Raw genomic sequence first — 22,505 nt, forward strand, 5'->3', positions numbered from 1 at the left:
ATGCAAAAATTAGTAATGGTATTGGGGTGCGTATTACTGGGCTTTGCAACTGCCCGTGCCCAGGAAAGTGAATCCCCTTATGTTCCGGAAACAGATCCGGCGGTAGTACAAAAACTGGATGAGTGGCAGGATTGGAAATTTGGCCTCTTTATGCATTGGGGGCCTTATTCGCAGTGGGGAGTAGTGGAATCCTGGAGCATCTGCCCGGAAGATGAAGGCTGGACCCAGCGCAAGCCGGCAGGGATCCCTTACTATGAGTACATTAAAAAATATGAAGCCCTGGGTAATTCGTTCAACCCGGTGAAGTTTAATCCGGCCAGGTGGGCGCAGGCTGCCAAAGCTGCGGGCATGCAATATATGGTATTCACGACCAAACATCATGATGGGTATTGTATGTTCGATACCAAACAAACAGATTACCGCATCACCTCCCCCCAGGGCACTTTCAGCAAAGATCCCCGTGCCAATATCACCAAAGAAATATTTGAGGCATTCCGGAAGGAAGGGATCCACACCGGGGCTTACTTTTCCAAACCCGACTGGCATTCCGAATATTATTGGTGGCAGTATTTTCCACCGAAGGACCGGAATGTGAATTATGATGTGGTAAAGTATAAAGACCGGTGGGATAAGTTTAAGCAGTTTACCTATAATCAGATAGAAGAGTTGATGACAGGGTATGGCAAGGTAGAATTGTTATGGCTGGACGGAGGATGGGTGCGCCCGCTGAAGCAGCAAACCAAGGAATCACTTTCCTGGAGTAAAACTGCCCCACAGGACCAGGACATTGATATGGCGGGCATTGCCGCTATGGCACGTAAGCATCAGCCGGGGCTGATCGTGGTAGACCGCAGTGTGCATGGACCTTATGAAAACTATCGTACCCCGGAGCAGGAAATACCGGAGCGGCCACTTAGCTATCCCTGGGAAACCTGTATGACCATGGGCGGTTCCTGGTCCTATGTACCGGATGATAAGTACAAACCGGTAACACAACTGATCCATAATCTGGTGGATATTGTGGCCAAAGGCGGGAATTACCTGTTAAATATTGGCCCCGGGCCGGATGGAGAATGGCATGAAGCTGCCTATACCACTATGGAAGGTATTGGTGCATGGATGAAAATAAATGGAAGCGCTATTTATGGTACCCGCGCCATAGCACCTTACAAAGACGGGAAAGTATGTTTTACCCGCAAGAAAGATGGTAGTGTATATGCTATCTACTTGCTGGATAAAGGAGAGCAGTTGCCCGCAGTGATCACCTTCAAAGGCATTATTCCGGCCAAAGGAGCGCGGCTGACATTATTGGGTGCCAGGGAAAAGCTGAGCTGGAAAAAAACAGCCGGAGGGGTGGCCGTGTCCATACCAGCGGCGTTGCTAAAGCAAAGCTGGGAGCACGCAGTAGCCATTAAAATACCGGCGGTGCAACCGTAATTCCGAAGATACGGGTATCATGCCGCCACATTAACGCGGTAGCTGCCAAAATACCGGTGCTGGTGCCATAATGAGATCCTGACACATCACACGCAAGTGATTAAATATCCTGCTTTCAAAATAAAAATGGTTGTATTGAACAGATACAACCATTTTTTGTTATAAGAATATAGTTAACCAGGAGTACCTGATAAAAATACCCGTAATAACAAGTCATTTGCAAATCAATAACGTTGGATTAACTAGAATGGCATTGTTTTATGAGATTATTGCATTAATATTAGTAATAGCATTATTAACACTAAAGTGTGATCTGAATCACCCCTGATAGGCACATGTATAACGCGAAAATTTTACTTGCAGACGATGACTTTGACATAAGCGGGGTTATTAAAAAATACCTGGAGGCAGCTGGTTATATAGTAGATCATTGTTCTGATGGAGAAACTGCCTGGAAAAAATTCCAGCGGGATAATTTTGATATTTGTTTGTTGGATATTGTAATGCCCAAAAAGGATGGTTTTGAGCTGGCAGAGGATATTCGCAGAAGGAATGGGTTGGTGCCTATTATTTTCCTCTCTTCGGAAAGGGTGCAGGACGATGACAAGCTGAATGGTTTCCGGTTAGGGGCGGATGATTATATCATCAAGCCTTTAAGTATGCGGGAGTTGTTGTTGAAGATCCGTGTTTTTCAGCGGAGAACGGCGTCTTACATGGTATCAGAGGGAGGTGACAGGCAGCGTTTGGGAAATCTGATGCTGGACTACAATTTGCTGGAAATACAGGATGCTGACTGTGTGACGCTGTATACTGTGACCCCCCGGGAAGGACTGTTGCTCAGGTACCTCGTTAATAATTCAAATAAGATCCTGAAAAGGGAGGAAATATTACTCAAAGTATGGGGTAAAGAAGGATTTTTTACGGGTAGAAGTATGGACGTATTTGTGGCTAAGTTGCGCAGAAAATTAAAAACTGATCCCCGCATAGTATTGGAAACATTGCATAATATCGGACTTCGGTTAAATGTCCCCAAAGAATTGATGTAGTCCGTTTGCACGATCCCGATATATGACCAGGAATATACAGACCCCTGAAGGAAAGCCGATTGAACAATACGGCCAGTAATCCCAATTAAGCAGTGCAGCAGTTGGCCTCGCAGCACACATAGAGCAATTTAACCTGACTGAAATGAATTTCGAACATCAAAGTCCGCGCGGAAGGCGTGCCGTTGATAACCGGCACTTGTCTGATAATGGCGGTAATAATCAGCGTCGGAATTACCGGGACCCGGATGCTGATCATAGTTATAACCGTGGTACAGGGGATAATTATAACCGCAATTACAATCGGGGTGGCAGCCATGACAGGCCGCATCACCGGGACAATCAAAGAAAAGATAACCGTAACCGGCCAAGAGGTGGCCCCTCCCGCAAGCCCCGGCCCTTTACCCGCAAGCCGGAGAATAAGCTCTACTTTATAGCACTCCTGCCAAATGCAGAAACCGGCATGGAAATTATCCGCCTGAAGCAGGAGTTTGCCGAACAGTTTGGTGCGGTACACGCCCTGAAAGTAATGCCGCACATTACAATGCAGGTGCCTTTTACCGCAGATCCGGCTATGGAAAGATCATTTTGTGAAGGGTTGACCGAATTTGCCGCCACGCAAACTCCTTTTGAAATTGTCCTGAACGGATTTGGCAGTTTCCCTCACCAGGACAAAAAAGTACTGTTCATCCAGGTGGAGAAAACGGCCGGTATGCTGGAAATGCACCGGCAGCTGGTGAGTTACCTGCGCAAGGAATTTGGCTTCAGTACTATGCTGGCCCGTAACAGTTTTACCCCGCATATTACCGTGGCCTTTAAAGACCTGACCCAGGAGCAATTTGACAAAGCCTGGGCCATTTATGAAAAGAAACCCTATAACGCCACTTTCAGGGTAAATAACCTGTACCTCATGCGGCATAATGACAACTCCTGGGAAGTACTGCATAAATGCAGGTTAGGATTGCCTGTAAAGAAGTAGGCGCAAAAGCTACCCCTATTTATATTTGCGCCAAAATCGTAACTTTATTGCCAATGGAAACAGTGGTAGCACAAAAATACAATTTAGACGAAGAGCAGGAAAAGAAGGAAATTGTTCGTCATTATCGAGCTTTATTGAGGGCCTTAAAACCGCGTTTAAAAAAGGGAGATAGGGAACTGGTCCGTACCGCCTTTGAAATGGCTGCTGATGCACACAGGGATATGCGGCGCAAATCCGGAGAACCCTATATCCTGCATCCGCTGGCAGTGGCACAGATATGTGTGGAAGAGATCGGGCTGGGCGTCCGGTCGGCTATTTGTGCTTTATTACACGACACCGTAGAAGATACAGAAGTTACCCTGGAAGATGTGGAACGGGAATTTGGTACTGAAATAGCCCATATTGTAGATGGGCTGACCAAGATCTCCACCGTGATTGATTCCAGTACCAGTACCGCCCAGGCCGAAAACTTCAAAAAAATACTCCTGACCCTGGCAGATGATCCCAGGGTGATCCTCATTAAGCTGGCCGACAGGTTGCATAATATGCGTACCCTGGATAGTATGAGCCGGGAAAAACAATTGAAGATTGCCTCTGAAACCGTGTTTATTTACGCACCACTGGCACACCGCTTAGGTCTTTACAACATCAAATCAGAGATGGAAGACCTGGCCATGAAATATACCGAGCAGCAAACTTACCGTGAAATAGCCAAGCGGCTCAAGGATACCAAACGTGAGCGTACCCGGTATATCAATGAGTTTATCAAACCTATCAAGGAAGTGTTGTCGGAAGAGGGGTTCAACTTTGAAATATATGGCCGTCCCAAATCCATCCACTCTATCTATAATAAGATCAAAACCAAGGGGGTAGCCTTTGAAGAGGTGTATGACCTGTTTGCCATTCGTATTATCCTGGATTCTGCCCTGGACAAGGAAAAGGCAGATTGCTGGAAGGTATATTCCATTATCACCGACTTTTACCATCCCAGCCCGGAAAGGACCCGCGACTGGCTGAGCAATCCCAAATCAAACGGATATGAAGCCCTGCATGTAACGGTAATGGGGCCACAGGGCAAATGGGTGGAAGTGCAGATCCGCTCCAAACGTATGAATGACTATGCGGAGAAAGGGGTGGCTGCTCACTGGCGCTATAAGGAGGGGAATACCAACTCTATACAGGAATCCAAATTTGACCAGTGGTTTACCCAGATCCGGGAAATCCTGAACAATCCGGATTCCAATACGCTCGACTTCCTGGCGGATTTTAAAAGCAACCTGTTTACCGAAGAAATCTATGTATATACCCCCAAAGGGGATTTGAAGATATTGCCTGTAGGTTCCACCGCACTGGATTTTGCCTATGCTATCCACAGTGCCGTGGGCAACAAGTGTATTGGGGCCAAAGTAAACTATAAGCTGGTCCCCCTGAGCCATAAGCTGCGCAGCGGGGACCAGGTGGAAATTATTACCTCCAATAAACAAAAACCTTCTGAAGACTGGCTGAACTTTGTATTGACTGCCAAGGCCAAATCAAAGATCAAAGATGCGCTGAAAGAGGAAAAGCGTATTGTGGCCATGGATGGCAAGGGTATCCTGGAGCGTAAATTGAGCCACCTGAAAATCCATCCCAGCCAGCATAATATCAATGAGCTGGTGCAGTTCTATAAACAATCTTCTCCACTGGACCTGTATTACCAGATAGCGGTAAAAAATATCGATCTGCGGGAGCTGAAACAGTTTAATGTACTGGGGGATAAGCTGGAACAGCCCAAGCCGGTCAAACCGGAGCATGTGCCAGAGGAGCAACTGAAGCACCATCAGCAGATTCCTTCCAAAAAGGATGCGGAGCTGATCATCTTTGGAGAAAGTTCGGATAAAATAGCCTATAAGCTGGCCAATTGCTGCCGTCCTATACCTGGCGACGACGTATTTGGCTTTATTACTGCCAGCGAAGGCCTTAAAATACATCGTACCAATTGTCCCAATGCTGCACAGCTGCTGGCCAACTATGGCCATCGTGTAGTAAAAACCAAGTGGGTGAAAAACAGGGAAATATCCTTCCTCACCGGCTTGCGTATTGTGGGTATGGATGATGTGGGCGTGATCCATAAAATTACAAACATCATTTCAGGGGAATTAAAAGTGAATATCTCTGCGCTTTCCATCGAATCGAAAGAAGGCTTGTTTGAAGGGCTGATCAAGGTGTATGTACACGATAAGGAAGAACTGGATGAACTTGTAGAAAGGCTTAAAAAACTCGATGGAATACAGTCTGTAAACAGGCTGGAAGACTAGTATGGATAAAAAAAACACTTTTATTCATAATTCGCCTTAATTTTGCCACTTCTTTAAAAAGCAAAGGAGGGTAAAATAGCGTGCTTTTGCCCGCCCATTGCGGATAAAGATAAATATTGAAACCTCCGACAATAAATATAAATCATTATGGTAGATGTTTTGTTAGGCCTGCAATGGGGCGATGAAGGAAAAGGGAAGATCGTGGACTATTTTGCCGGCAAGTATGATGTAATAGCCCGTTTTCAGGGTGGACCCAATGCTGGTCATACACTGTATGTAAACGGACAAAAAGTAGTACTGCGTACGATTCCTTCCGGCGTATTTCATGCCAACACCATTAACCTGATCGGGAATGGCGTAGTGCTGGATCCGGTAGCTTTTAAAAAAGAAAGTGAAGATATTGCCGTACTTGGAATAGATCTGAAAAAGAATCTTTTTATAGCCGAAAAAACGCATATCATTGTACCTACGCACCGTGCGCTGGACAAAGCTTCTGAATTATCCAAAGGAAACGATAAAATAGGGTCTACCCTGAAAGGTATCGGACCTGCCTATATGGACAAAACCGGTCGTAATGGCCTCAGGGTGGGAGATGTGATTTCCGCTGATTTCAAAAGCAAATACGAAAAACTGAAGCATAAACACCTGCAATTACTGGCAGGATACGATTTTAACGACTTCCGTGAAGAAATTGCAGCCTGGGAAGCCGAGTTTTTTGAAGCTGTGGAATTCCTGAGAAGCATGAACATTGTGAGTGGAGAATATTTTATCCACGAAAAGCTGAAAGCAGGTAAAAAAATACTGGCAGAAGGAGCACAGGGTAGTATGCTGGACGTAGATTTTGGTACTTATCCTTTTGTAACCTCTTCCAATACCATTTCCGCAGGAGTTTGTACCGGTTTGGGTATTGCGCCGCACTGGATCAAAGAGGTAATTGGTGTTACAAAAGCTTATTGTACCCGTGTAGGTAGTGGTCCTTTCCCTACAGAGCTGCATGATGCCACCGGAGAAAAGCTGCGTAAAGAAGGTAATGAATTTGGTGCAGTTACCGGCCGTCCACGCCGTTGCGGATGGATTGACCTGGTAGCTCTGAATTACACCTGTATGCTGAGCGGTGTAACGCAGCTGGTGATGACCAAAAGTGACGTGATGGACGCTTTTGATGAAATCAATGCTTGTGTGGCTTATGAAATTGATGGCAAACAAACCAAACAACTGCCATTCCAGATTTGCGATGTAGAAATAAAACCTATATGGCAGACGTTTAAAGGTTGGAGTAATGATACTGCTAGTTGCAAGCAATTCAATGAGTTACCGGAGGAAATGAAAGCATTTGTTGCAGCGGTGGATGAATATCTGGGGGTACCGGTGAAATATGTATCCAATGGCCCGGGAAGGGACCAGATCCTGGAAAAATAGTCGGAAAAAAATTACACAAAAAAAACGTCAAAAAAAATTTGGCGAATAAAAAAAACTGTTAAAACTTTACGGCAAAGAAATAAGTGAACCTATTATGAAATCAAAATCTGATAAGGAAAAAGAGACCAAAAAAACTACTTCTCCAAAAACGGCAAAAGGAGCTCCTAAAGCTGCCGCCAAGCCAAAAAAAGAGGTAGATGAAGATGAGGATGAGGATGACGAGGAGGAAACTCCACGTAAGTCTGCTTCAAAAAAATCAGATAAGCCAGCATCAAAGTCCAAAAGCAGAAAAGAAGATGACGAGGATGACGATGATGATGACGATGATAGTGATATTGATGGGGATGATGATAGCTGGGGTAAGTCAGATGATGAGGACTATGATCCTGATTTTGAAGAGTTTGACATGCCTAAATCCAAAGCTAAACGTGGCCGTCCAAGCAGCAGCAGCAAGAAAGGCGATGATGACGATGATCTTGGATTCGATGAAGAATTCAAGGACATGGGTATGTTCAACGACGGCTTTGACGATGATGATGATGATTTTTAAGCATTAAAAAGCGATTGTTATCAGGATATTTCACAATTTTCCTATCGCTGATCAGAAGATATTTAAACAACAAATGTTGAATTGGGGAAACCAGTTCAACATTTGTTGTTTTTTGGATAATAATAATTATACCTCTCCTTATCATCAGTACGAAGCCTTACTGGCCACCGAAGCTGTTGCATCTGTGAAAATGGGTGCCGGCAATGCTTTTGCCGGTTTGCAGCAGTTTTATGATACACATCAGGACTGGCTTTTCGGGCATCTGGCCTATGATCTGAAAAATGAAAACACCCATTTACAGTCTGCAAATTTTGATGGTATCGGTTTTCCCGACCTGTACTTTTTCAAGCCACGCATAGTGATGCTATTAGAGCAGCACCAGGTGCGGATCGGCGGAGAAGCGTTTACTGCTGCACAGGCGCAGGAGGTATACCGGCAATGTCTTAGTATGCCGGTTACTGTTATACCACCACCTCAACCGGCCGTTTTACCTCCCCTGCAAAGCCGTATCAACCAGCAACAGTATTTGCAGGCAGTTCAGGCATTACAGGAACATATTCTCAGGGGAGATTGTTATGAAGTAAATTTTTGCCGGGAAAACTATATGGAGCAGGTAGTTGTTTGTCCGGTTACTTTGTTCAAACGCCTGAATACTTTATCTCCGGCACCTTTTGCGGCCTATTACCGCATGGAAGATAAATACCTGGTATGCTCCAGCCCTGAACGCTTTCTGCAAAAGCAGGCGGCCACCCTTATCTCACAACCTATTAAAGGCACCAGCAGGAAAAACGAAGATGCGCAATTGGATGAGCAATATCGTAATGAACTTCACACCAATGCCAAAGAGCGGGCAGAGAACATTATGGTGGTAGACCTGGTACGTAATGACCTGTCTTATACCGCAGTACCCGGCAGTGTACAGGTAGCCGAACTGTGTGGCATCTACTCCTTTGCACAGGTACATCACATGATTTCTACGGTAACGGCTAAGCTGGACGACGCTATTCCTTTTGTACAGGCATTGCACCATGCTTTTCCAATGGGCTCTATGACCGGCGCACCTAAACTAAGGGTCATGGAGCTGATAGAACGATATGAACAAACTAAAAGAGGCCTCTACTCCGGTGCCGTTGGTTATATCACCCCACAAGGTAACTTTGACTTTAATGTAGTGATCCGGAGCATTTTGTACAATGCTACCCAACAATACCTTTCCTTCCAGACAGGTTCTGCTATCACCTTTCAGAGCCAGCCACAAAAAGAATGGGAAGAATGCCTGCTGAAAGCTAGGGCGATGGAGATAGCTATTAGCTGTTAGCTTTTGTAAAACAACCGCTTCAACAAGATGCAATCAACAAAAAGTAATCAGCTAAGAGCTAACAGCTAAAGGCTAACAGCTATTTCTTAAACAATTGTTCCATTGCCTGCTGAATCGTAGGATAAGAAAAGACGAACCCGGTATTTTGTATCTTTTGGGAAGACACTTTCATGCTTTTAAGTACTTCTTCGCTCATTTCTCCCAGCGCCAGTTTGAGGGCAAAAGCAGGGACATAGGTAGTGATGAAGCTTTTCCCTTTGGCAGCCCGGGCCATGGTCATGATCAGTTCCTTATGAGGTACTGGTTGTGGCGCTACCGCATTATAAATACCATTCAGGTGGTCATTTACGATAGCGTTAAAGTACAGGCGTACGAGGTCTTGTATATGTATCCAGCTGATCCATTGTTCACCACCGCCTAAGATGGTGGCAAATCCGAGTTTCAGCGGTTTGTAGAATTCTTTGAGCGCCCCGCCGTCCCGGCTTAAGGCGATGCCTGTACGGAATATGACTACCTGTTTGCCCAGCGCACTCATTTGCAGCACACTATTTTCCCAGGCAGCACAGGTAGATCCCAGAAAATCACCCGCAGGCGTATCGTTTTCTATAAAGGTTTTGTCGGTATAGGTACCATAATAGCCTGTAGCAGAAGCACTAATGATCTTTTTTACCTTATTGGGATGTTGCCGGAGCGTATCGAAGAGCAGTTGGCTGGTTTGGGTGCGGCTATCCAGTATTTCCTTTTTACGGGCAGACGACCATCGTTTATCCGCTACATTGGCTCCGGCCAGGTGTACAATAAAGTCGGCTTGTTGTAGCGCCGTAATATCAATTGTTTGGCGGGCAATGTCCCACTGAGCGTAAGATAGGCGGGGATTGTCGGATTTAGGCAATTGCCTGCTTAAAATAATCACTTTATAACCACGATCCAAAAGCAGCTGGGTAAGTGCTTTTCCAACCAGGCCAGTGCCTCCGGTTATTAACACAGTATCCATTCCAGGGATATATATCTTTTTGTAAATAATAAACTAAAAATACACAATATATCGTTGTATTAGATATTTACTGAACATTGGTACAATAACTGTTCCACAACCGGCTTTGCGATAATCAAATTTTCGTGTAGGTTTGGGGAATATCAGCTCATTAAAACACACCACATGCGCACGCTATATCGTTTTCACCTTTGCCTGCTCCTGTTATTGGGGAGTGGTGCGGTAATGGCACAAAAAATAAGCTACTCCGAACCGGAGCGGGACGATTATAAAAGCACTGAATTTGAGATCATTGGCAGAGTGTCCGGTAATATACTGGTATATAAAACAGACAAAGGTGATTATAATGTTTCGGTGTATGACAATGCCATGCAGCTGAAAGAGCGCGTAAAACTGGATTTTTTGCCTAAAAAGCTGATCAGTGTTGATTTCATTGCCTATGCTGATAAGGTATATATGCTGTATCAGTTCCAGCGCAAAGATGCGGTATATAGCTTTTGCGCGCTGATGAACGGAGAAGGAAAATTCCAGGAGGCCCCGCTGATGGTAGACTCTACCCGGATAGGCTTTTATTCCAAAGAGAATAAGGTGTATTCAATGGAATACTCGGAAGATAAGAGCAAGATCATGATCTACAAGATCAATCAGGATAAGGAGGACAATAACGTGTTTTATACCTTCCTGTATGACAGTGCTTTTAACCTGATCAACAACAGCCGTTTATCATTGCCTATGGAATCGAAGAAATCATTCCTGAGTAATTTTAATCTGACGAATGACGGAGATTTTCTGTTTAATAAGCTGGAACGTACCAATAACAAAGACTACATTGTAAACGGCAGCCTGGTTATAAAAAGAGCTACGGTAGATGCTTTTGAAACAATCCCAATGCAGCTGAAAAGCCAGCTGCTGGATGAGGTGAAAATGAAGCTTGATAATAACGCACATACCGTGCTTACCACTGCGTTTTACTATAAACAAAAAAGAGGTAATGTAGATGGGATGCACCTTATCAAATACGATTATACCGGTAATGCGGTGGTGTACGAAAAAACAGTGGTTTTCCCCAATGATGTGAAATTGAATGCCAAAGGAGAGTCATCTACCAATGCCGCATTCAATGATTATTTTACCCGTAAGATTATCAATACCAAAGACGGTGGCTTCTTATTGACCGCAGAATCATTTTATACCACTTCCCGTACCCAGCCCTGGAATCGCTGGAACTACATGTATGGATCACCTTATGGTTATGGTGGCGGATTCTACAATCCTTATTACTATTCCCCTTATTCTTCCATGTATTATAATCCCTGGTACTGGAATAATTCCCAGGGTAACCGTTATCATTATGACAATGTAGCCATCCTTTCTTTTGATGGAGAGGGAAATCTGCAATGGAGTAATTTTGTGCGCAAGAGCCAGTTTGACGATGGCGCGGACCTCTATCTGTCTTATATGATGGTGAATGTGGGGAGTGAGCTGCGTTTTCTCTACAATGAGCTGGATCGGAGAAATTATATCCTGACGGATAACAGCATTGGGCCGGATGGCAAAATCAGCAGAAATCCTACTTTGCGTAACCTGGATAAGGGATTTACCTGGATGCCACGGTACGGTAAACAGATCAGCGGCCGTTCCGTACTGATACCCTGTGTATATAGAAATTACATCTGCTTTGCAAAAATTGACTTTTAACGACTTTAACCGCATCTTTGCATTGTGATTAGATTTTTCCGCTCAGGCAACCCACTCACAGTGCTGTTGCTGTTAATATATACCCTGGTCGTCAAATTCTTTTACCTGCTGCATCCGTCTACTTATCTGACAGATGGCTCTGAAGGTATTTTGTATGAGCTGCTTGTAAAGTGGTTGCATGGCCTGGTAGGCGATAGCCCCTTATTTTTTACATCTTTAGCCATCCTGCTGATCCTGTTGCAGGCATTGTTGCTCACCAAAATCATCAATCATCACCGGCTGTTTGCAAAACCTACCTATTTGCCAGCTATGTGCTACCTGCTGTTTACCTCCATGCTGGCAGGGTGGAATGTGTTTTCGCCTGCTTTGCTGGTAAATGTGATCATGATATGGGTATTTTCCAGTCTAACAGAGCTGTATACCCGCACTTCCGCCAGGGACGTAGTGTTTAATGTAGGTTTTGCCCTGGGGGTTTGTGGATTATTCTATTTTCCTGCTATCCTGTTATGTTTGCTTTTGCTGGTAAGTTTACTGATTATGCGGGCTTTCCGGCTGGCAGAGTGGATTATAGCCCTGTTGGGCGTTTTTTGTCCTTTATATCTGTTGGGCACCTATCTTTTTTTAAGCAACCAATGGCACCTGATCTATAAAATACCGCGGATGGGTATCCCGATGCCTGTAATTACCGATTATAAGGTCTGGGGCGCTATGATTGCCTGCCTGGTATTTTTTGTGATAGGGTGGCTGTTATTACAGCGTCCATTAAAGAAAATGCTGATTCAGGGACGTAAGATCTGGGCGGTATCGATTGTTTATGTGATAGTGGCTATTATGGTACCTTTTTTTAATGTGCATTTTTCGGCCGATTACTGGCTGCTAGCGGTATTGCCGATCTCTATGTTTGCAGGAAATGTGTTTTGGAGCGTAACAAATGATACATTTGCCAACGTTATTCACTTTATTACCCTCGCATACGTGATAGTCATGCAGTATTTCAGTTAGTAAAAGGTGATATACCACCTGAAATGCAGTAAAAGGGCTATTAACCCTGTAACAATGGTGGACTAACCGGCTGATTTCCAGCATATTTGTTAAAACAGGATAAACGGCAATGGAAAATTGCAGGCGGCTAAGTAATTTTGTGTTTTTCCGGTACTTTCGTCATTAGTGAATAATACGAAGCGGAGGTTGGAAAAACAGGTATCAGATAAGTATCGTATTTAGTATAATTCATAAAAAATTATTTTCAGATGAAATTTGGTGTTGTCACCTTTCCGGGCTCAAATTGTGATCATGATATGATTGATTCCCTGCGTAATGATCTTGGGCAGGAAGTGATTGAACTGTGGCATAAGGAAAAAGACCTTAGCATGTTCAGTACAACAGATTGTATAGTATTACCCGGCGGTTTTTCCTACGGAGATTACCTGCGTTGCGGGGCAATTGCCAGGTTCAGCCCGATGATGCAGAGTGTAATAGACTTTGCCAACAAGGGAGGCCGTGTGATAGGGGTGTGCAATGGTTTCCAGGTTTTATGTGAAGCAGGTTTATTGCCTGGCGTATTATTACAGAATCAGAACCAGCAGTTTATATGTAAAAATGTGTTTCTGAAAAGCGAAAACACCACTACTTCACTGACAAAAGAAGTAACCGGCCGCCCGCTGATGATTCCTATTGCGCATGGAGAAGGTCGTTATTATGCGGACGAAGCCACGCTGGACGGGTTGTTTAAAAATAATCAGGTGCTTTTCCGGTATTGTGATGAATTTGGCAACATTATTGAATCTGCTAATCATAATGGCGCTATTCGTAATATAGCAGGGATCTGTAATAAGGAGAAAAACGTATTTGGCATGATGCCACATCCGGAAAGAGCTACCAGTCAGATCCTTGGTAATACAGACGGACAGCTGATATTCCAGAGTTTAATCAGCAATAATTAATATAATACACCAACCAATTAAAAAGCAAAGTATGAAGAAACTGTTCACCGTGTTGTGCTTGTTTGCACTGCCTATTCTGGCATCAGCACAAATAGAAAATCCCGTTAAATGGAATTTTACTTCCAAAAAAATCAATGCAACTACTTATGAATTGCATATGACCGCTACTATTGATGGCGGTTGGCATTTATATGCACAGGATGCAGGAGAAGGCCCTGTACCTACCACCTTCAAATTTACCAAAAACCCATTGGCCAGTGTAAGTGGAAAAGTGGCAGAAGATGGTAAACTGCATAAAGCATTTGATAAGAACTTTAATTCTGAGCTGAAATACTACGAGAACTCTGTAAATTTTGTACAGAAAGTAACCGTAAAAGGTAAAGCTGCTACTAAAGTAAAAGGAACCGTAGAATTTATGGTGTGTGATGATCATCAGTGCCTGCCACCTAAAGAACTGGAGTTTGCAATCAGTGTGGGTGGAAAATAAGCAAGTGTACCGAAGAAGTCTATTACAAACATATCTGGCAAACGAGTTTCTTTCCAAAGGAAACTCGTTTGTCGTTTACTTTAATCTATAGTATTTAAAACCTATGATTTTTATGAAGCATTGGCTTTCATTATTAATGCTGGCTTTCGGGTTTTGGGCTTTACCTGCACAAGCGCAGGAGCAATCAGCGACAAAAGTGATCAAATGGCAATATGCTGCAGAGCAAAAAGGAGATCAGGAATATGTGCTGCATTTTAAAGGAGCGATAGCGAAAGGATGGTTTATTTACTCTGTTACTATGGGAAATGATGATCCCAATACCAGGATTGTGCTGGATAGTGCCAGTGCAGCAGGGACGGAAGTAGTAAGTATTACCGAAGCAGGGAAACCGAACAGCCGTAAAGAACCGCTGCTCGATAACCTGGACATCAAATATTTTGAAAATGAAGTAGAGCTGCTGGCTACAGTAAAGCTAAAAGGTAGTTTGGATAAGGTGCGGGGTACTGTTACAGCAATGGTACAGAAAGGAGAGGAAATTGTGCCGGAAGAAGATGCATTTTCCATTGCCCTGTCGGCGGATAAGCCAGCAACAGCTGAAGGCGCTACCGCTGTTACCAATGAGGTAGCCGCAGATGATGCTACCGATAAATCATTGTGGTGGATTTTCCTGGCCTGCTTTGGAGGTGGTTTCATTGCACTGATCACTCCTTGTGTGTTTTCAATGATTCCTATTACAGTAAGCTTTTTTACAAAACGCAGCCAAACCCGTGCAGAAGGGATTAAGAATGCGTTTATCTATTCTATTTCCATTATTATCATCTATACCCTGCTGGGTTTTCTGATCACTAAAATATTTGGAGCCAGTGCACTGAATGCATTAGCCAGTAATGGTATTGCGAATATGATATTTTTTGTCATCTTCATTTTATTCGGGTTCTCCTTCCTGGGAGCATTTGAGATCAGCTTGCCAAGTTCCTGGGCCAATGTATCTGATTCAAAAGCTGGAATGGGAAGCGCAGTGGGAATCTTTTTCATGGCGTTGACCCTGGCAATTGTATCGTTCTCCTGCACAGGGCCTATCATCGGTAATCTGCTGGTATTAGCCGCAAAAGGAGGGAATTCCGGACCACTGGTAGGGATGTTTGGTTTTTCCCTGGCACTGGCTATTCCATTTTCCCTGTTTGCCTTATTCCCCAGCTGGTTAAACAAAATTGGTAAATCAGGTGGATGGCTGAATGCGGTGAAAGTGACCCTTGGGTTCCTGGAACTGGCGCTGGCATTGAAGTTTTTCTCCAACGTAGATATGGCTTACCATTGGGGACTGCTGGACCGCGAAATATTCCTGGCACTGTGGATTGTCATTTTTACATTAACGGGCATTTATCTGTTGGGCAAACTGAAGTTCAGCCATGACAGTGATTTGCCTTATGTATCTGTGACCCGCTTATGTTTTGCGATTGTTACCTTCTCCTTTGTGGTGTATATGATTCCCGGCATGTGGGGAGCACCGCTGAAAGGTATCAGCGGATTCTTGCCGCATGAAGGCTCACAGGACTTTAATCTGCATCGTTCTATTACCAATCTGGAAGCAGCACTTGATGGTGGTGGCGCCGGTGGTGGAACAAATAATGCTAATACGATACGTCCGAAGAAATACACCGATGTACTGCATTCTGAAATACCAGGTGTAGAACATACTTTCTTTGATTATGACGAAGCCCTGGCAGCAGCAAAGGCGGCCAATAAGCCTTTAATGCTGGACTTTACCGGACATACTTGTGTAAACTGCCGCAAATTTGAAAAATCAGTACTATCAGACCCTGCAGTAATGAAGGTGATGCGGAATGATTTTATTGTAGCGTCTTTGTATACGGATGAAAAGACCTTATTGCCTGAAGAAGAGCAATACGTGTCCAAATTTGATGGTACCAAGGTTAAAAATGTAGGGCAGAAGAATGGCGATTTCCAGGTAATTACTTTTAACCGTAATTCCCAGCCATATTATATTCCGGTGGATTTAAACGGTAAACCATTGGTAGATAAGGGATATGGCTATGATCCGAAAGAAGATGCCAACGCTTTCCTGGAATACCTGGAGCGTGCGAAAGCGGAGTTTGCTAAACGTGCTGCCAAATAATAACACACTGCTTTAAAAATAAGCCAGGGGCTGTCTCAGGGATGAGACGGCCCTTTTGGTGTCCAGCAGCGGGCGCTTAAAAATACCTACTTCTGAGTATTGTGTTTACTTGCTTTTCGGCTGATCTTTGAGAAGATTAATTAACTGATAATTACGGAAGTAATTATGCGTAATTATTTTAATTCGCTTGATGCCGGTTGAAGATAGCTGCTTGATGATAACGAGCCAGCAGTAGGTGATCTGGAGTGGTGATATTGTACCAGGTGCGGATGGGAGGTAGCTACAGGGCAGGAGCTTACGAAACGTTAAAATACTTTTATCAGGAGTATGGACAAGCGGCTGTTACCAGTAATGGAACAGCCGCTTTATTATTTATCAGAATGCAAATGCAGCCAGATCAGCGGCATTGATTTTTTCCTGTTTCCCGGATTGGAGATTTTTGATACTGATCATATTTTCCTGCAACTCACTTTCACCGATGATCGCTACAAACGGGATACCGCGCTTATCGGCATACTTCATCTGCTTGTCCATTTTAGTTGATTCGGGAAAGAGTTCGGTAGCAATTCCTTTTCCACGTAGCAGCATCACATGTGCAAATGCTGTCTTAGCGTTGGCTTCGCCCAGGTTAAGAAATAATACGCGGGTGGATTGCTGTGCAGTTTGTGGAAAGAGCTGCAGTTCTTCCAGTACATCATAAATGCGGTCTACACCAAAAGAAATACCCACACCGGAGATACCAGGTAACCCAAATAAGCCGGTGAGGTCGTCGTAGCGGCCGCCACCCCCAATGCTGCCCATTTTTACGGTAGCAGGGGCTTTTACTTCCACGATCATGCCGGTGTAGTAGTTAAGGCCACGTGCCAGCGTAACATCTATGATTGGCGTAACATTAAAGCTGGTAAGACCGGAATGTATGACGTAGGATAATTCTTCAATACCTTTTTTCCCGGTTTCAGAATCTTTCAGCAGTTCCTGCAACTGTGCCAGTTTAGCAGTACTATCGCCGGATATGTTCAGGAAGTTTTCGATCAGGCCGATTTCCCTTTCTCCCAGACCACGGTCCTGCAGTTCTTTTTTCACGCCATCCATGCCTATTTTATCCAGTTTATCAATAGAAATGGTGATGTCTGTCAGCAGTTCAGGTTTACCCACTATTTCTGCCAGGCCACTTAATATTTTCCGGTTATTGACCCGCAGCTCGTATCCCTGTAATCCCAGCCGGGTAAGTACAGTATCATAAATGAGGAGGAGTTCTACTTCGTTCAGTAATGAATTACTACCTACCACATCCGCATCACATTGATAAAACTCGCGGTAGCGGCCTCTTTGGGGGTTGTCTGCCCGCCATACGGGTTGCATCTGGTAGCGTTTGAAAGGTAGTGCCAGATCGTTCCGGTTCATGACTACGTAACGGGCAAAGGGAATGGTGAGATCGTAGCGCAGCGCCTTTTCAGTAATTAAGGTCCCCAGTTCCCGGTTATCTTTTGCCTGCTGGGCTTTAGGGAAGATATCTCCGTTGTTCAGAATTTTGAACATCAGTTTATCTCCTTCTTCGCCATATTTGCCGGTAAGTGTGCTGAGGTTTTCCATCGCCGGAGTTTCCAGCGGCTGGAATCCGAATAGTTCAAACGTTTCCCGGATGGTTTGAAAAATATAATTCCGCTTGCGTACCACTACTGGTCCAAAGTCGCGTGTGCCTTTGGGTATGCTGGGTTTTATCATTTTGTAAAGTGTAGCGTGTTAATTAAATGTTGATCACTTTCCTGCTTTTACAATTGTTTCACAAGCTTTGTAGATCATTTGGTATACTGGTTCAAACAGGTTGTCATCATACCAGGGATCGGGCACTGCTTGCTGGTCAGGGAGCAGGAGCTGAATTTTATTTTTATCATGGGCCGAACGTGCTTTGCTCAGTACATCCCGGTAGTTGTCCAGGTCCATTACAAAGATCCTGTCAAAGTGATCAAAGTCTGCCACCTGGAATTGCCGGCCACGTAATCCGGAGATATCAATACCATGCTCCCGTGCCACTTTAATGGAGCGGGCATCCGGCGGATGGCCCACATGCCAGTTGCTGGTACCGGCAGAATCTATTTCCCAGTTGAGCCCCTGTTCAAGAGCCAGATGCCTCAGAATACCTTCTCCTAATGGAGAGCGGCAAATATTACCCAGGCATACCATTAATACTTTCATTCCCTGTTACATTTCAATTAATCCGCAAACCTACAAGATTTTGGCAGAAGTCCATAATCCTGATCCGGATACATTTATCCGCAATGTGGGTAATATACCGGGCATACCTGCTTAGCGGCAGTACATTTACCTGCGTTCGTGGCGCAGTTTTTATTATGGAAATTTCCCAAATCTGCATCTATAGGATAAGAATTGTCATAAAAAGTTATGATACCTTTAAAATTCCTTAACAACTGTTTAACACTTTTATGGCACAGCATTGGAGGCGCAGTAGGTATGGAGGCAAAGTAGCTGTGAGTGCGGATTGCAGAAGGGAGGTATCGTATAGAGTATCAATGATTTATAGTGTGGATAACATGGGGAGTAGGGCATTGAATACCTGATTTGATTCAGGAAATGGGCTATAAACCGCAGTTTTATCAAAAAGTATGGGATTTCTTTGACTAGATTAAAAAAATATTTTTTGTATAATTGTAAATCGCTAAAATAATGGAACAAGAACAATCAGGCTACAGAAGGGATCAGAATAAGTACCGCTCGTTAGGAGAATTGGTGCGCGGTTTGTTTTTTATATGCTTTGCATTGTTTGCATTTTTTGCAGAGAAGTTAGGCATGGGAGAATTCAGGCTTTCACCAACCGCTATGAATATTTTTGCATCGGTACTAATGGCGTATGGCCTTTTCCGTGTATATAGAGGAGGGAAGCAACTTTTTTTTAACAAGGGTTAACAGACAGGAGGGAGTTATGTTTAGCAACAAGATAAAGAAACAACATACCTTATATTTATCAGTACTTGCTATCATGATGATGGCATGTGGTGATAATAGCGGCAAGAAAAGGCCCAAACTGGATACGCCCACAGAAGGAACGATTCATATAAGTGTAGATGAGACATATAAGCCGCTGATTGATTCTGAAATAAGGGTATTTGAATCATTATACCCAAAGACCCATATAATAGCTACTTATAAGCCGGAAGCAGAGTGTTTTAAGGATTTGGTGGATGATAGTGCCAGGCTGATCATCGTTACAAGGGATTTTAATCAGAAAGAAAGGGACTATTTTAAAGAGATCAGAATAACGCCACGGAGTATGTTGTTGGCCTGGGATGCGCTGGCATTGGTTACTAACAAAGCCAATCCGGATTCTATCCTGACGATGGACCAGGTACGTAACATTATGAATGGCTCGGATAAATCAAGGAAATGGCAGCTGGTATTTGATAACCAGAACTCAAGTACGGTACGTTATATCCTGGATTCTGTGAATAAAGGCACGCCTTTACCACCAGATGTAATGGCGGCGAAGAATAATCCGGAGGTGATAGATTATGTGGCCAAAAATAAGGATGCGATTGGGGTGATTGGCGTTAGCTGGATTTCAGACCGTAATGATTCAACTTCTATTGAATTTACGAATAAGGTTACAGTAGTGAAATTGAGGGCGGACAATGGATCGGAATTTGTAAAGCCATACCAGTTGTATATTGGTACTGGTTCTTACCCGCTTAAACGGGGCATTTTCTTTGGGCTGAAAGAGCCTCATCAGGGTTTAGGCTCAGGATTTGTCACTTTCCTGGGAAGTTATGAAGGGCAGTTGGTAATCAGTAAATTCAGACTCTTTCCTGCAAGACTAAATGTTGTTTTCAGGGAAGCTAATCTTAAATAATAAAAAAACACAACTAAACTAAAAATCGGATTGCTCATGAACAGACGGAAAAGTTTAATCGTAGCATTGCTGTGCGTCGCGAACGGCGTGATGGCCCAATCTGTGGAGGATGGATTGAAAGACCTTTACTACGGTAAATACCAATCAGCGAAGCAGAACCTTGAGAAAGTAATTGCTGCGAAACCAACTGATGACAAAGCTTACTATTACTTAGGAATAGCCCAATTGGGTCTGGAAGATCAGGCAGGAGCCGAAGCTACTTTTCAGAAAGGGTTACAGGCAGTACCAGCTTCAGCTTTATTGCAGGCAGGTATGGGACGTATAGACCTGTTGAAAGGTAATGCAGCAGCTGCAAAACAAAAGTTTGAAGCTGCGAGCACCGCCACAGAAGGCCGTGATGGTGATGTGGCCCGTGCTATTGCTGATGCCAACACAGAAGTTCCTAAAGTAGGTGATCGTGGTTATGCATTAACCATTATGGAAAAATTACTGAACAATGAAGGCCGCAAGAAAAAGCAACAGTATACACCAATTGCAGCGGACTATATTGAATTGGGCGACGCTTACAGGATGTTAGGTGGTGAAAATGGTGGTAAGGCTATTACTACCTATGAAAAAGCACTGGAAGTAGATCCAAACAATGCAGAAGCAGTTACCAAACAGGGTATGGTAAACTACAATGCCAAACTGAAACAACAGGCAGTAGCTGACTGGAGCAAAGCGACCAACATGGATTCTAAATATGGTCCGGCTTATTTCCAATTGTTTGAGTTTTACATTACGCCAATTAAGGATCAACTTTCCTGGGACAGGGCTGCTGATTATCTGCAGAAGTATATAGATGCTGCTGACCCTGCTGACAAACAAAAAACAGATTACTACCTGGCCGCTATCTCTTTCTATAAGAAAGACTACGATGCAGCCATCAATAAGGCAAAGAGTGTAATCCCTCAGGCCGGAGAAGCTTATAAGGGTAAATTTACCCGTTTGTTAGGCGATGCCCACCTGCAAAAAGGTGATTCCCTGACTGCTAAACAGGTGATGGATGAGTATGTACAGGCTGTTGGAGAAGGCAAACTGGTAGCTGATGACTATAAATTGCTGAGCGCTATCTATGGTAAAGTAAAAGAACAGGATTCTGCGAAAGCAGTCGTGATCGATTCACTGGCTTCTTTATACCTGGAAAAATATGCTTTGGCTGATACCGCTAAAGATGCAGAAAGATACCGTAACGTAGCAGAATCATTCAAAAATCTGCGCGATTACAAACGTGCTGCTGAATGGTATGGTAAGCTGGTAAATGATTTTACGGATGAACAGAATACTGGTAAAATCCAGGATTATTTCTTCAAGGGTACCTGGGAACTGTATGATCGTCAATACGACAATGCAGATGCTACTTTTGCCAAGTTTATAGAAAAATACCCTGCACAGGAAATCCTGGGTAACTACTGGAGAGGACGTGCGCAGATGGGTAAGGATACAGAAGCTAAAGAAGGTCTGGCAATCCCTTATTTCCAGAAATTCTTTGACCTGGGTGGTGAGGCTAAAACCAAGCCAAGGGACCTGATGTTTGCTTATCAGTACATGATGATCTACTACTATAACAAGGAAGATAAAGACAATCTGAAAATCTGGGAAGACAAGGTATTGTCTATCGATCCTAACAATGCTACTGTAAAAGCTATTCAGGAAAACATGGCATCCCGCGAGAAAGCAGCTGCCAGACCTGCCAGTGGTAACGGTAAACAAGGGCAGAACAAGAAATAAATAAGTTTTTTATATCATAATATTAAAAAACCTCCTGTACTTCAGGGGGTTTTTTAGTTTCTGGTTGGTATAAAAATATAATACTTTAATAGCTCATTCATTTGATTTTTGGTTTAGTTGGCGTACTTTTGCGCAATTCGGAGAACGTTTTAAGGGAAGCATATGTTTACACATACTGAATTTTTGTCAGCTACTAATACTCCTTTCAGTTATTTTCCCATTGTATTGCAATTATTTGCGGCCTTGGGTTTTGTGGGACTTGTCATGGTGGCTACCCACTTTTTAGGCCCCAAACGCCAGACCAGCGATAAGCTTATCAACTTTGAGAGTGGTATTGAACAAAAGGGAAATGCCCGCCAACCAGTTGCTATTAAGTACTTCCTGACTGCCATTTTGTTCGTTTTATTTGATGTAGAAGTGATCTTTTTCTACCCTTATGCTGTTAATTTTAAGCAGCTGGGTTGGGAAGGATTTTTAGCTGTGCTGATGTTTGTTGGGTTTTTCCTGACAGGATTCATTTATATTATTAAAAAGGGTGCCCTTAAATGGGAAGATTAATTATAGAAAT

19 protein-coding genes are annotated in these 22,505 nt (G+C 43.7%); 16 read left to right on the forward strand and 3 right to left on the reverse strand.

Going from position 1 to position 22,505, the window contains the following annotated elements:
* The 7 genes from ABR189_RS27355 (at window position 1) to ABR189_RS27385 (ending at window position 9,043) form a co-directional block, all read left to right on the forward strand.
* Window positions 1-1,437: an alpha-L-fucosidase gene (locus ABR189_RS27355; protein WP_354663702.1), complete on the forward strand. Its 1,437-nt coding sequence runs from the start codon at window positions 1-3 to the stop codon at window positions 1,435-1,437.
* A 335-nt stretch (window positions 1,438-1,772) separates the two neighbouring features.
* The gene (locus tag ABR189_RS27360; RefSeq protein ID WP_354663703.1) at window positions 1,773-2,483 is read left to right on the forward strand and encodes a response regulator transcription factor; all 711 of its coding nucleotides are present in this window, start codon (window positions 1,773-1,775) and stop codon (window positions 2,481-2,483) included.
* Between the two features lie 142 nt (window positions 2,484-2,625).
* Entirely contained in the window at window positions 2,626-3,459 is an 834-nt protein-coding gene (locus tag ABR189_RS27365; RefSeq protein ID WP_354663704.1) for a 2'-5' RNA ligase family protein, read from the forward strand.
* Complete coding sequence (locus ABR189_RS27370; RefSeq protein ID WP_354663705.1) at window positions 3,429-5,756, forward strand: RelA/SpoT family protein; 2,328 nt, start codon at window positions 3,429-3,431, stop codon at window positions 5,754-5,756. The genes ABR189_RS27365 and ABR189_RS27370 overlap by 31 nt, the downstream gene beginning before the upstream one ends.
* Before the next feature lie 147 nt (window positions 5,757-5,903).
* Entirely contained in the window at window positions 5,904-7,175 is a 1,272-nt protein-coding gene (locus ABR189_RS27375) for an adenylosuccinate synthase (protein WP_354663706.1), read from the forward strand.
* A 94-nt stretch (window positions 7,176-7,269) separates the two neighbouring features.
* Window positions 7,270-7,725 carry a hypothetical protein gene (locus ABR189_RS27380; protein WP_354663707.1) on the forward strand — a complete coding sequence of 152 codons (456 nt, stop codon included), beginning with the start codon at window positions 7,270-7,272 and terminating at the stop codon, window positions 7,723-7,725.
* 112 nt (window positions 7,726-7,837) lie between these two features.
* Window positions 7,838-9,043, forward strand: a complete 1,206-nt coding sequence (locus ABR189_RS27385; protein WP_354663708.1) for an anthranilate synthase component I family protein — start codon at window positions 7,838-7,840, stop codon at window positions 9,041-9,043.
* 79 nt (window positions 9,044-9,122) lie between these two features.
* Here ABR189_RS27385 and ABR189_RS27390 read toward each other — a convergent pair whose 3' ends face one another.
* On the reverse strand, window positions 9,123-10,037 hold the full coding sequence (locus ABR189_RS27390; RefSeq protein ID WP_354663709.1) for a TIGR01777 family oxidoreductase: 915 nt from the start codon (window positions 10,035-10,037) through the stop codon (window positions 9,123-9,125).
* A 165-nt stretch (window positions 10,038-10,202) separates the two neighbouring features.
* Between ABR189_RS27390 and ABR189_RS27395 the strand changes: the two genes are divergently transcribed.
* The 5 genes from ABR189_RS27395 (at window position 10,203) to ABR189_RS27415 (ending at window position 16,302) form a co-directional block, all read left to right on the forward strand.
* Window positions 10,203-11,735, forward strand: a complete 1,533-nt coding sequence (locus ABR189_RS27395; protein ID WP_354663710.1) for a hypothetical protein — start codon at window positions 10,203-10,205, stop codon at window positions 11,733-11,735.
* Between the two features lie 24 nt (window positions 11,736-11,759).
* Window positions 11,760-12,737, forward strand: coding sequence for a hypothetical protein (locus ABR189_RS27400; protein ID WP_354663711.1), 978 nt, complete (start codon window positions 11,760-11,762; stop codon window positions 12,735-12,737).
* A gap of 248 nt (window positions 12,738-12,985) precedes the next feature.
* The gene (gene purQ / locus ABR189_RS27405; RefSeq protein ID WP_354663712.1) at window positions 12,986-13,678 is read left to right on the forward strand and encodes a phosphoribosylformylglycinamidine synthase subunit PurQ; all 693 of its coding nucleotides are present in this window, start codon (window positions 12,986-12,988) and stop codon (window positions 13,676-13,678) included.
* 31 nt (window positions 13,679-13,709) lie between these two features.
* Window positions 13,710-14,165, forward strand: a complete 456-nt coding sequence (locus tag ABR189_RS27410; protein ID WP_354663713.1) for a protein-disulfide reductase DsbD domain-containing protein — start codon at window positions 13,710-13,712, stop codon at window positions 14,163-14,165.
* A 112-nt stretch (window positions 14,166-14,277) separates the two neighbouring features.
* Window positions 14,278-16,302, forward strand: a complete 2,025-nt coding sequence (locus tag ABR189_RS27415; protein WP_354663714.1) for a protein-disulfide reductase DsbD family protein — start codon at window positions 14,278-14,280, stop codon at window positions 16,300-16,302.
* A gap of 375 nt (window positions 16,303-16,677) precedes the next feature.
* On the opposite strand, the gene hisS is transcribed toward ABR189_RS27415, so the two are convergent.
* Both hisS and ABR189_RS27425 read right to left on the reverse strand, forming a co-directional pair.
* Window positions 16,678-18,027: a histidine--tRNA ligase gene (gene hisS / locus ABR189_RS27420; protein ID WP_354663715.1), complete on the reverse strand. Its 1,350-nt coding sequence runs from the start codon at window positions 18,025-18,027 to the stop codon at window positions 16,678-16,680.
* Between the two features lie 33 nt (window positions 18,028-18,060).
* On the reverse strand, window positions 18,061-18,498 hold the full coding sequence (locus ABR189_RS27425; protein WP_354663716.1) for a low molecular weight protein-tyrosine-phosphatase: 438 nt from the start codon (window positions 18,496-18,498) through the stop codon (window positions 18,061-18,063).
* 489 nt (window positions 18,499-18,987) lie between these two features.
* Here ABR189_RS27425 and ABR189_RS27430 point away from each other — a divergent pair, with 489 nt between their 5' ends.
* The 4 genes from ABR189_RS27430 to ABR189_RS27445 all read left to right on the forward strand — a co-directional run bounded on the left by ABR189_RS27430 (window position 18,988) and on the right by ABR189_RS27445 (window position 22,495).
* Window positions 18,988-19,227: a hypothetical protein gene (locus ABR189_RS27430; RefSeq protein ID WP_354663717.1), complete on the forward strand. Its 240-nt coding sequence runs from the start codon at window positions 18,988-18,990 to the stop codon at window positions 19,225-19,227.
* A 16-nt stretch (window positions 19,228-19,243) separates the two neighbouring features.
* Complete coding sequence (locus ABR189_RS27435) at window positions 19,244-20,167, forward strand: PstS family phosphate ABC transporter substrate-binding protein (protein WP_354663718.1); 924 nt, start codon at window positions 19,244-19,246, stop codon at window positions 20,165-20,167.
* Window positions 20,168-20,203: 36 nt separating this feature from the next.
* Window positions 20,204-21,937 carry a tetratricopeptide repeat protein gene (locus ABR189_RS27440; protein ID WP_354663719.1) on the forward strand — a complete coding sequence of 578 codons (1,734 nt, stop codon included), beginning with the start codon at window positions 20,204-20,206 and terminating at the stop codon, window positions 21,935-21,937.
* 162 nt (window positions 21,938-22,099) lie between these two features.
* Window positions 22,100-22,495: an NADH-quinone oxidoreductase subunit A gene (locus ABR189_RS27445; RefSeq protein WP_354663720.1), complete on the forward strand. Its 396-nt coding sequence runs from the start codon at window positions 22,100-22,102 to the stop codon at window positions 22,493-22,495.
* Window positions 22,496-22,505 lie beyond the last annotated feature (10 nt).

This window comes from Chitinophaga sp. H8 (genome assembly GCF_040567655.1).
Classification (GTDB): Bacteria; Bacteroidota; Bacteroidia; order Chitinophagales; family Chitinophagaceae; genus Chitinophaga; species Chitinophaga defluvii.

Bases quoted from the DNA above. Each gene is read 5' to 3' on its own strand.
- ABR189_RS27375 (WP_354663706.1), top strand. From the start codon at position 5,904: ATGGTAGATGTTTTGTTAGGCCTGCAATGGGGCGATGAAGGAAAAGGG.
- ABR189_RS27435 (WP_354663718.1), top strand. From the start codon at position 19,244: ATGTTTAGCAACAAGATAAAGAAACAACATACCTTATATTTATCAGTA.
- ABR189_RS27415 (WP_354663714.1), top strand. From the start codon at position 14,278: ATGAAGCATTGGCTTTCATTATTAATGCTGGCTTTCGGGTTTTGGGCT.
- ABR189_RS27360 (WP_354663703.1), top strand. From the start codon at position 1,773: ATGTATAACGCGAAAATTTTACTTGCAGACGATGACTTTGACATAAGC.
- ABR189_RS27440 (WP_354663719.1), top strand. From the start codon at position 20,204: ATGAACAGACGGAAAAGTTTAATCGTAGCATTGCTGTGCGTCGCGAAC.
- purQ (WP_354663712.1), top strand. From the start codon at position 12,986: ATGAAATTTGGTGTTGTCACCTTTCCGGGCTCAAATTGTGATCATGAT.
- ABR189_RS27395 (WP_354663710.1), top strand. From the start codon at position 10,203: ATGCGCACGCTATATCGTTTTCACCTTTGCCTGCTCCTGTTATTGGGG.
- ABR189_RS27380 (WP_354663707.1), top strand. From the start codon at position 7,270: ATGAAATCAAAATCTGATAAGGAAAAAGAGACCAAAAAAACTACTTCT.
- ABR189_RS27425 (WP_354663716.1), bottom strand. From the start codon at position 18,498: ATGAAAGTATTAATGGTATGCCTGGGTAATATTTGCCGCTCTCCATTA.
- ABR189_RS27370 (WP_354663705.1), top strand. From the start codon at position 3,429: ATGCAGGTTAGGATTGCCTGTAAAGAAGTAGGCGCAAAAGCTACCCCT.
- ABR189_RS27410 (WP_354663713.1), top strand. From the start codon at position 13,710: ATGAAGAAACTGTTCACCGTGTTGTGCTTGTTTGCACTGCCTATTCTG.
- ABR189_RS27390 (WP_354663709.1), bottom strand. From the start codon at position 10,037: ATGGATACTGTGTTAATAACCGGAGGCACTGGCCTGGTTGGAAAAGCA.
- ABR189_RS27355 (WP_354663702.1), top strand. From the start codon at position 1: ATGCAAAAATTAGTAATGGTATTGGGGTGCGTATTACTGGGCTTTGCA.
- ABR189_RS27430 (WP_354663717.1), top strand. From the start codon at position 18,988: ATGGAACAAGAACAATCAGGCTACAGAAGGGATCAGAATAAGTACCGC.
- hisS (WP_354663715.1), bottom strand. From the start codon at position 18,027: ATGATAAAACCCAGCATACCCAAAGGCACACGCGACTTTGGACCAGTA.
- ABR189_RS27365 (WP_354663704.1), top strand. From the start codon at position 2,626: ATGAATTTCGAACATCAAAGTCCGCGCGGAAGGCGTGCCGTTGATAAC.
- ABR189_RS27445 (WP_354663720.1), top strand. From the start codon at position 22,100: ATGTTTACACATACTGAATTTTTGTCAGCTACTAATACTCCTTTCAGT.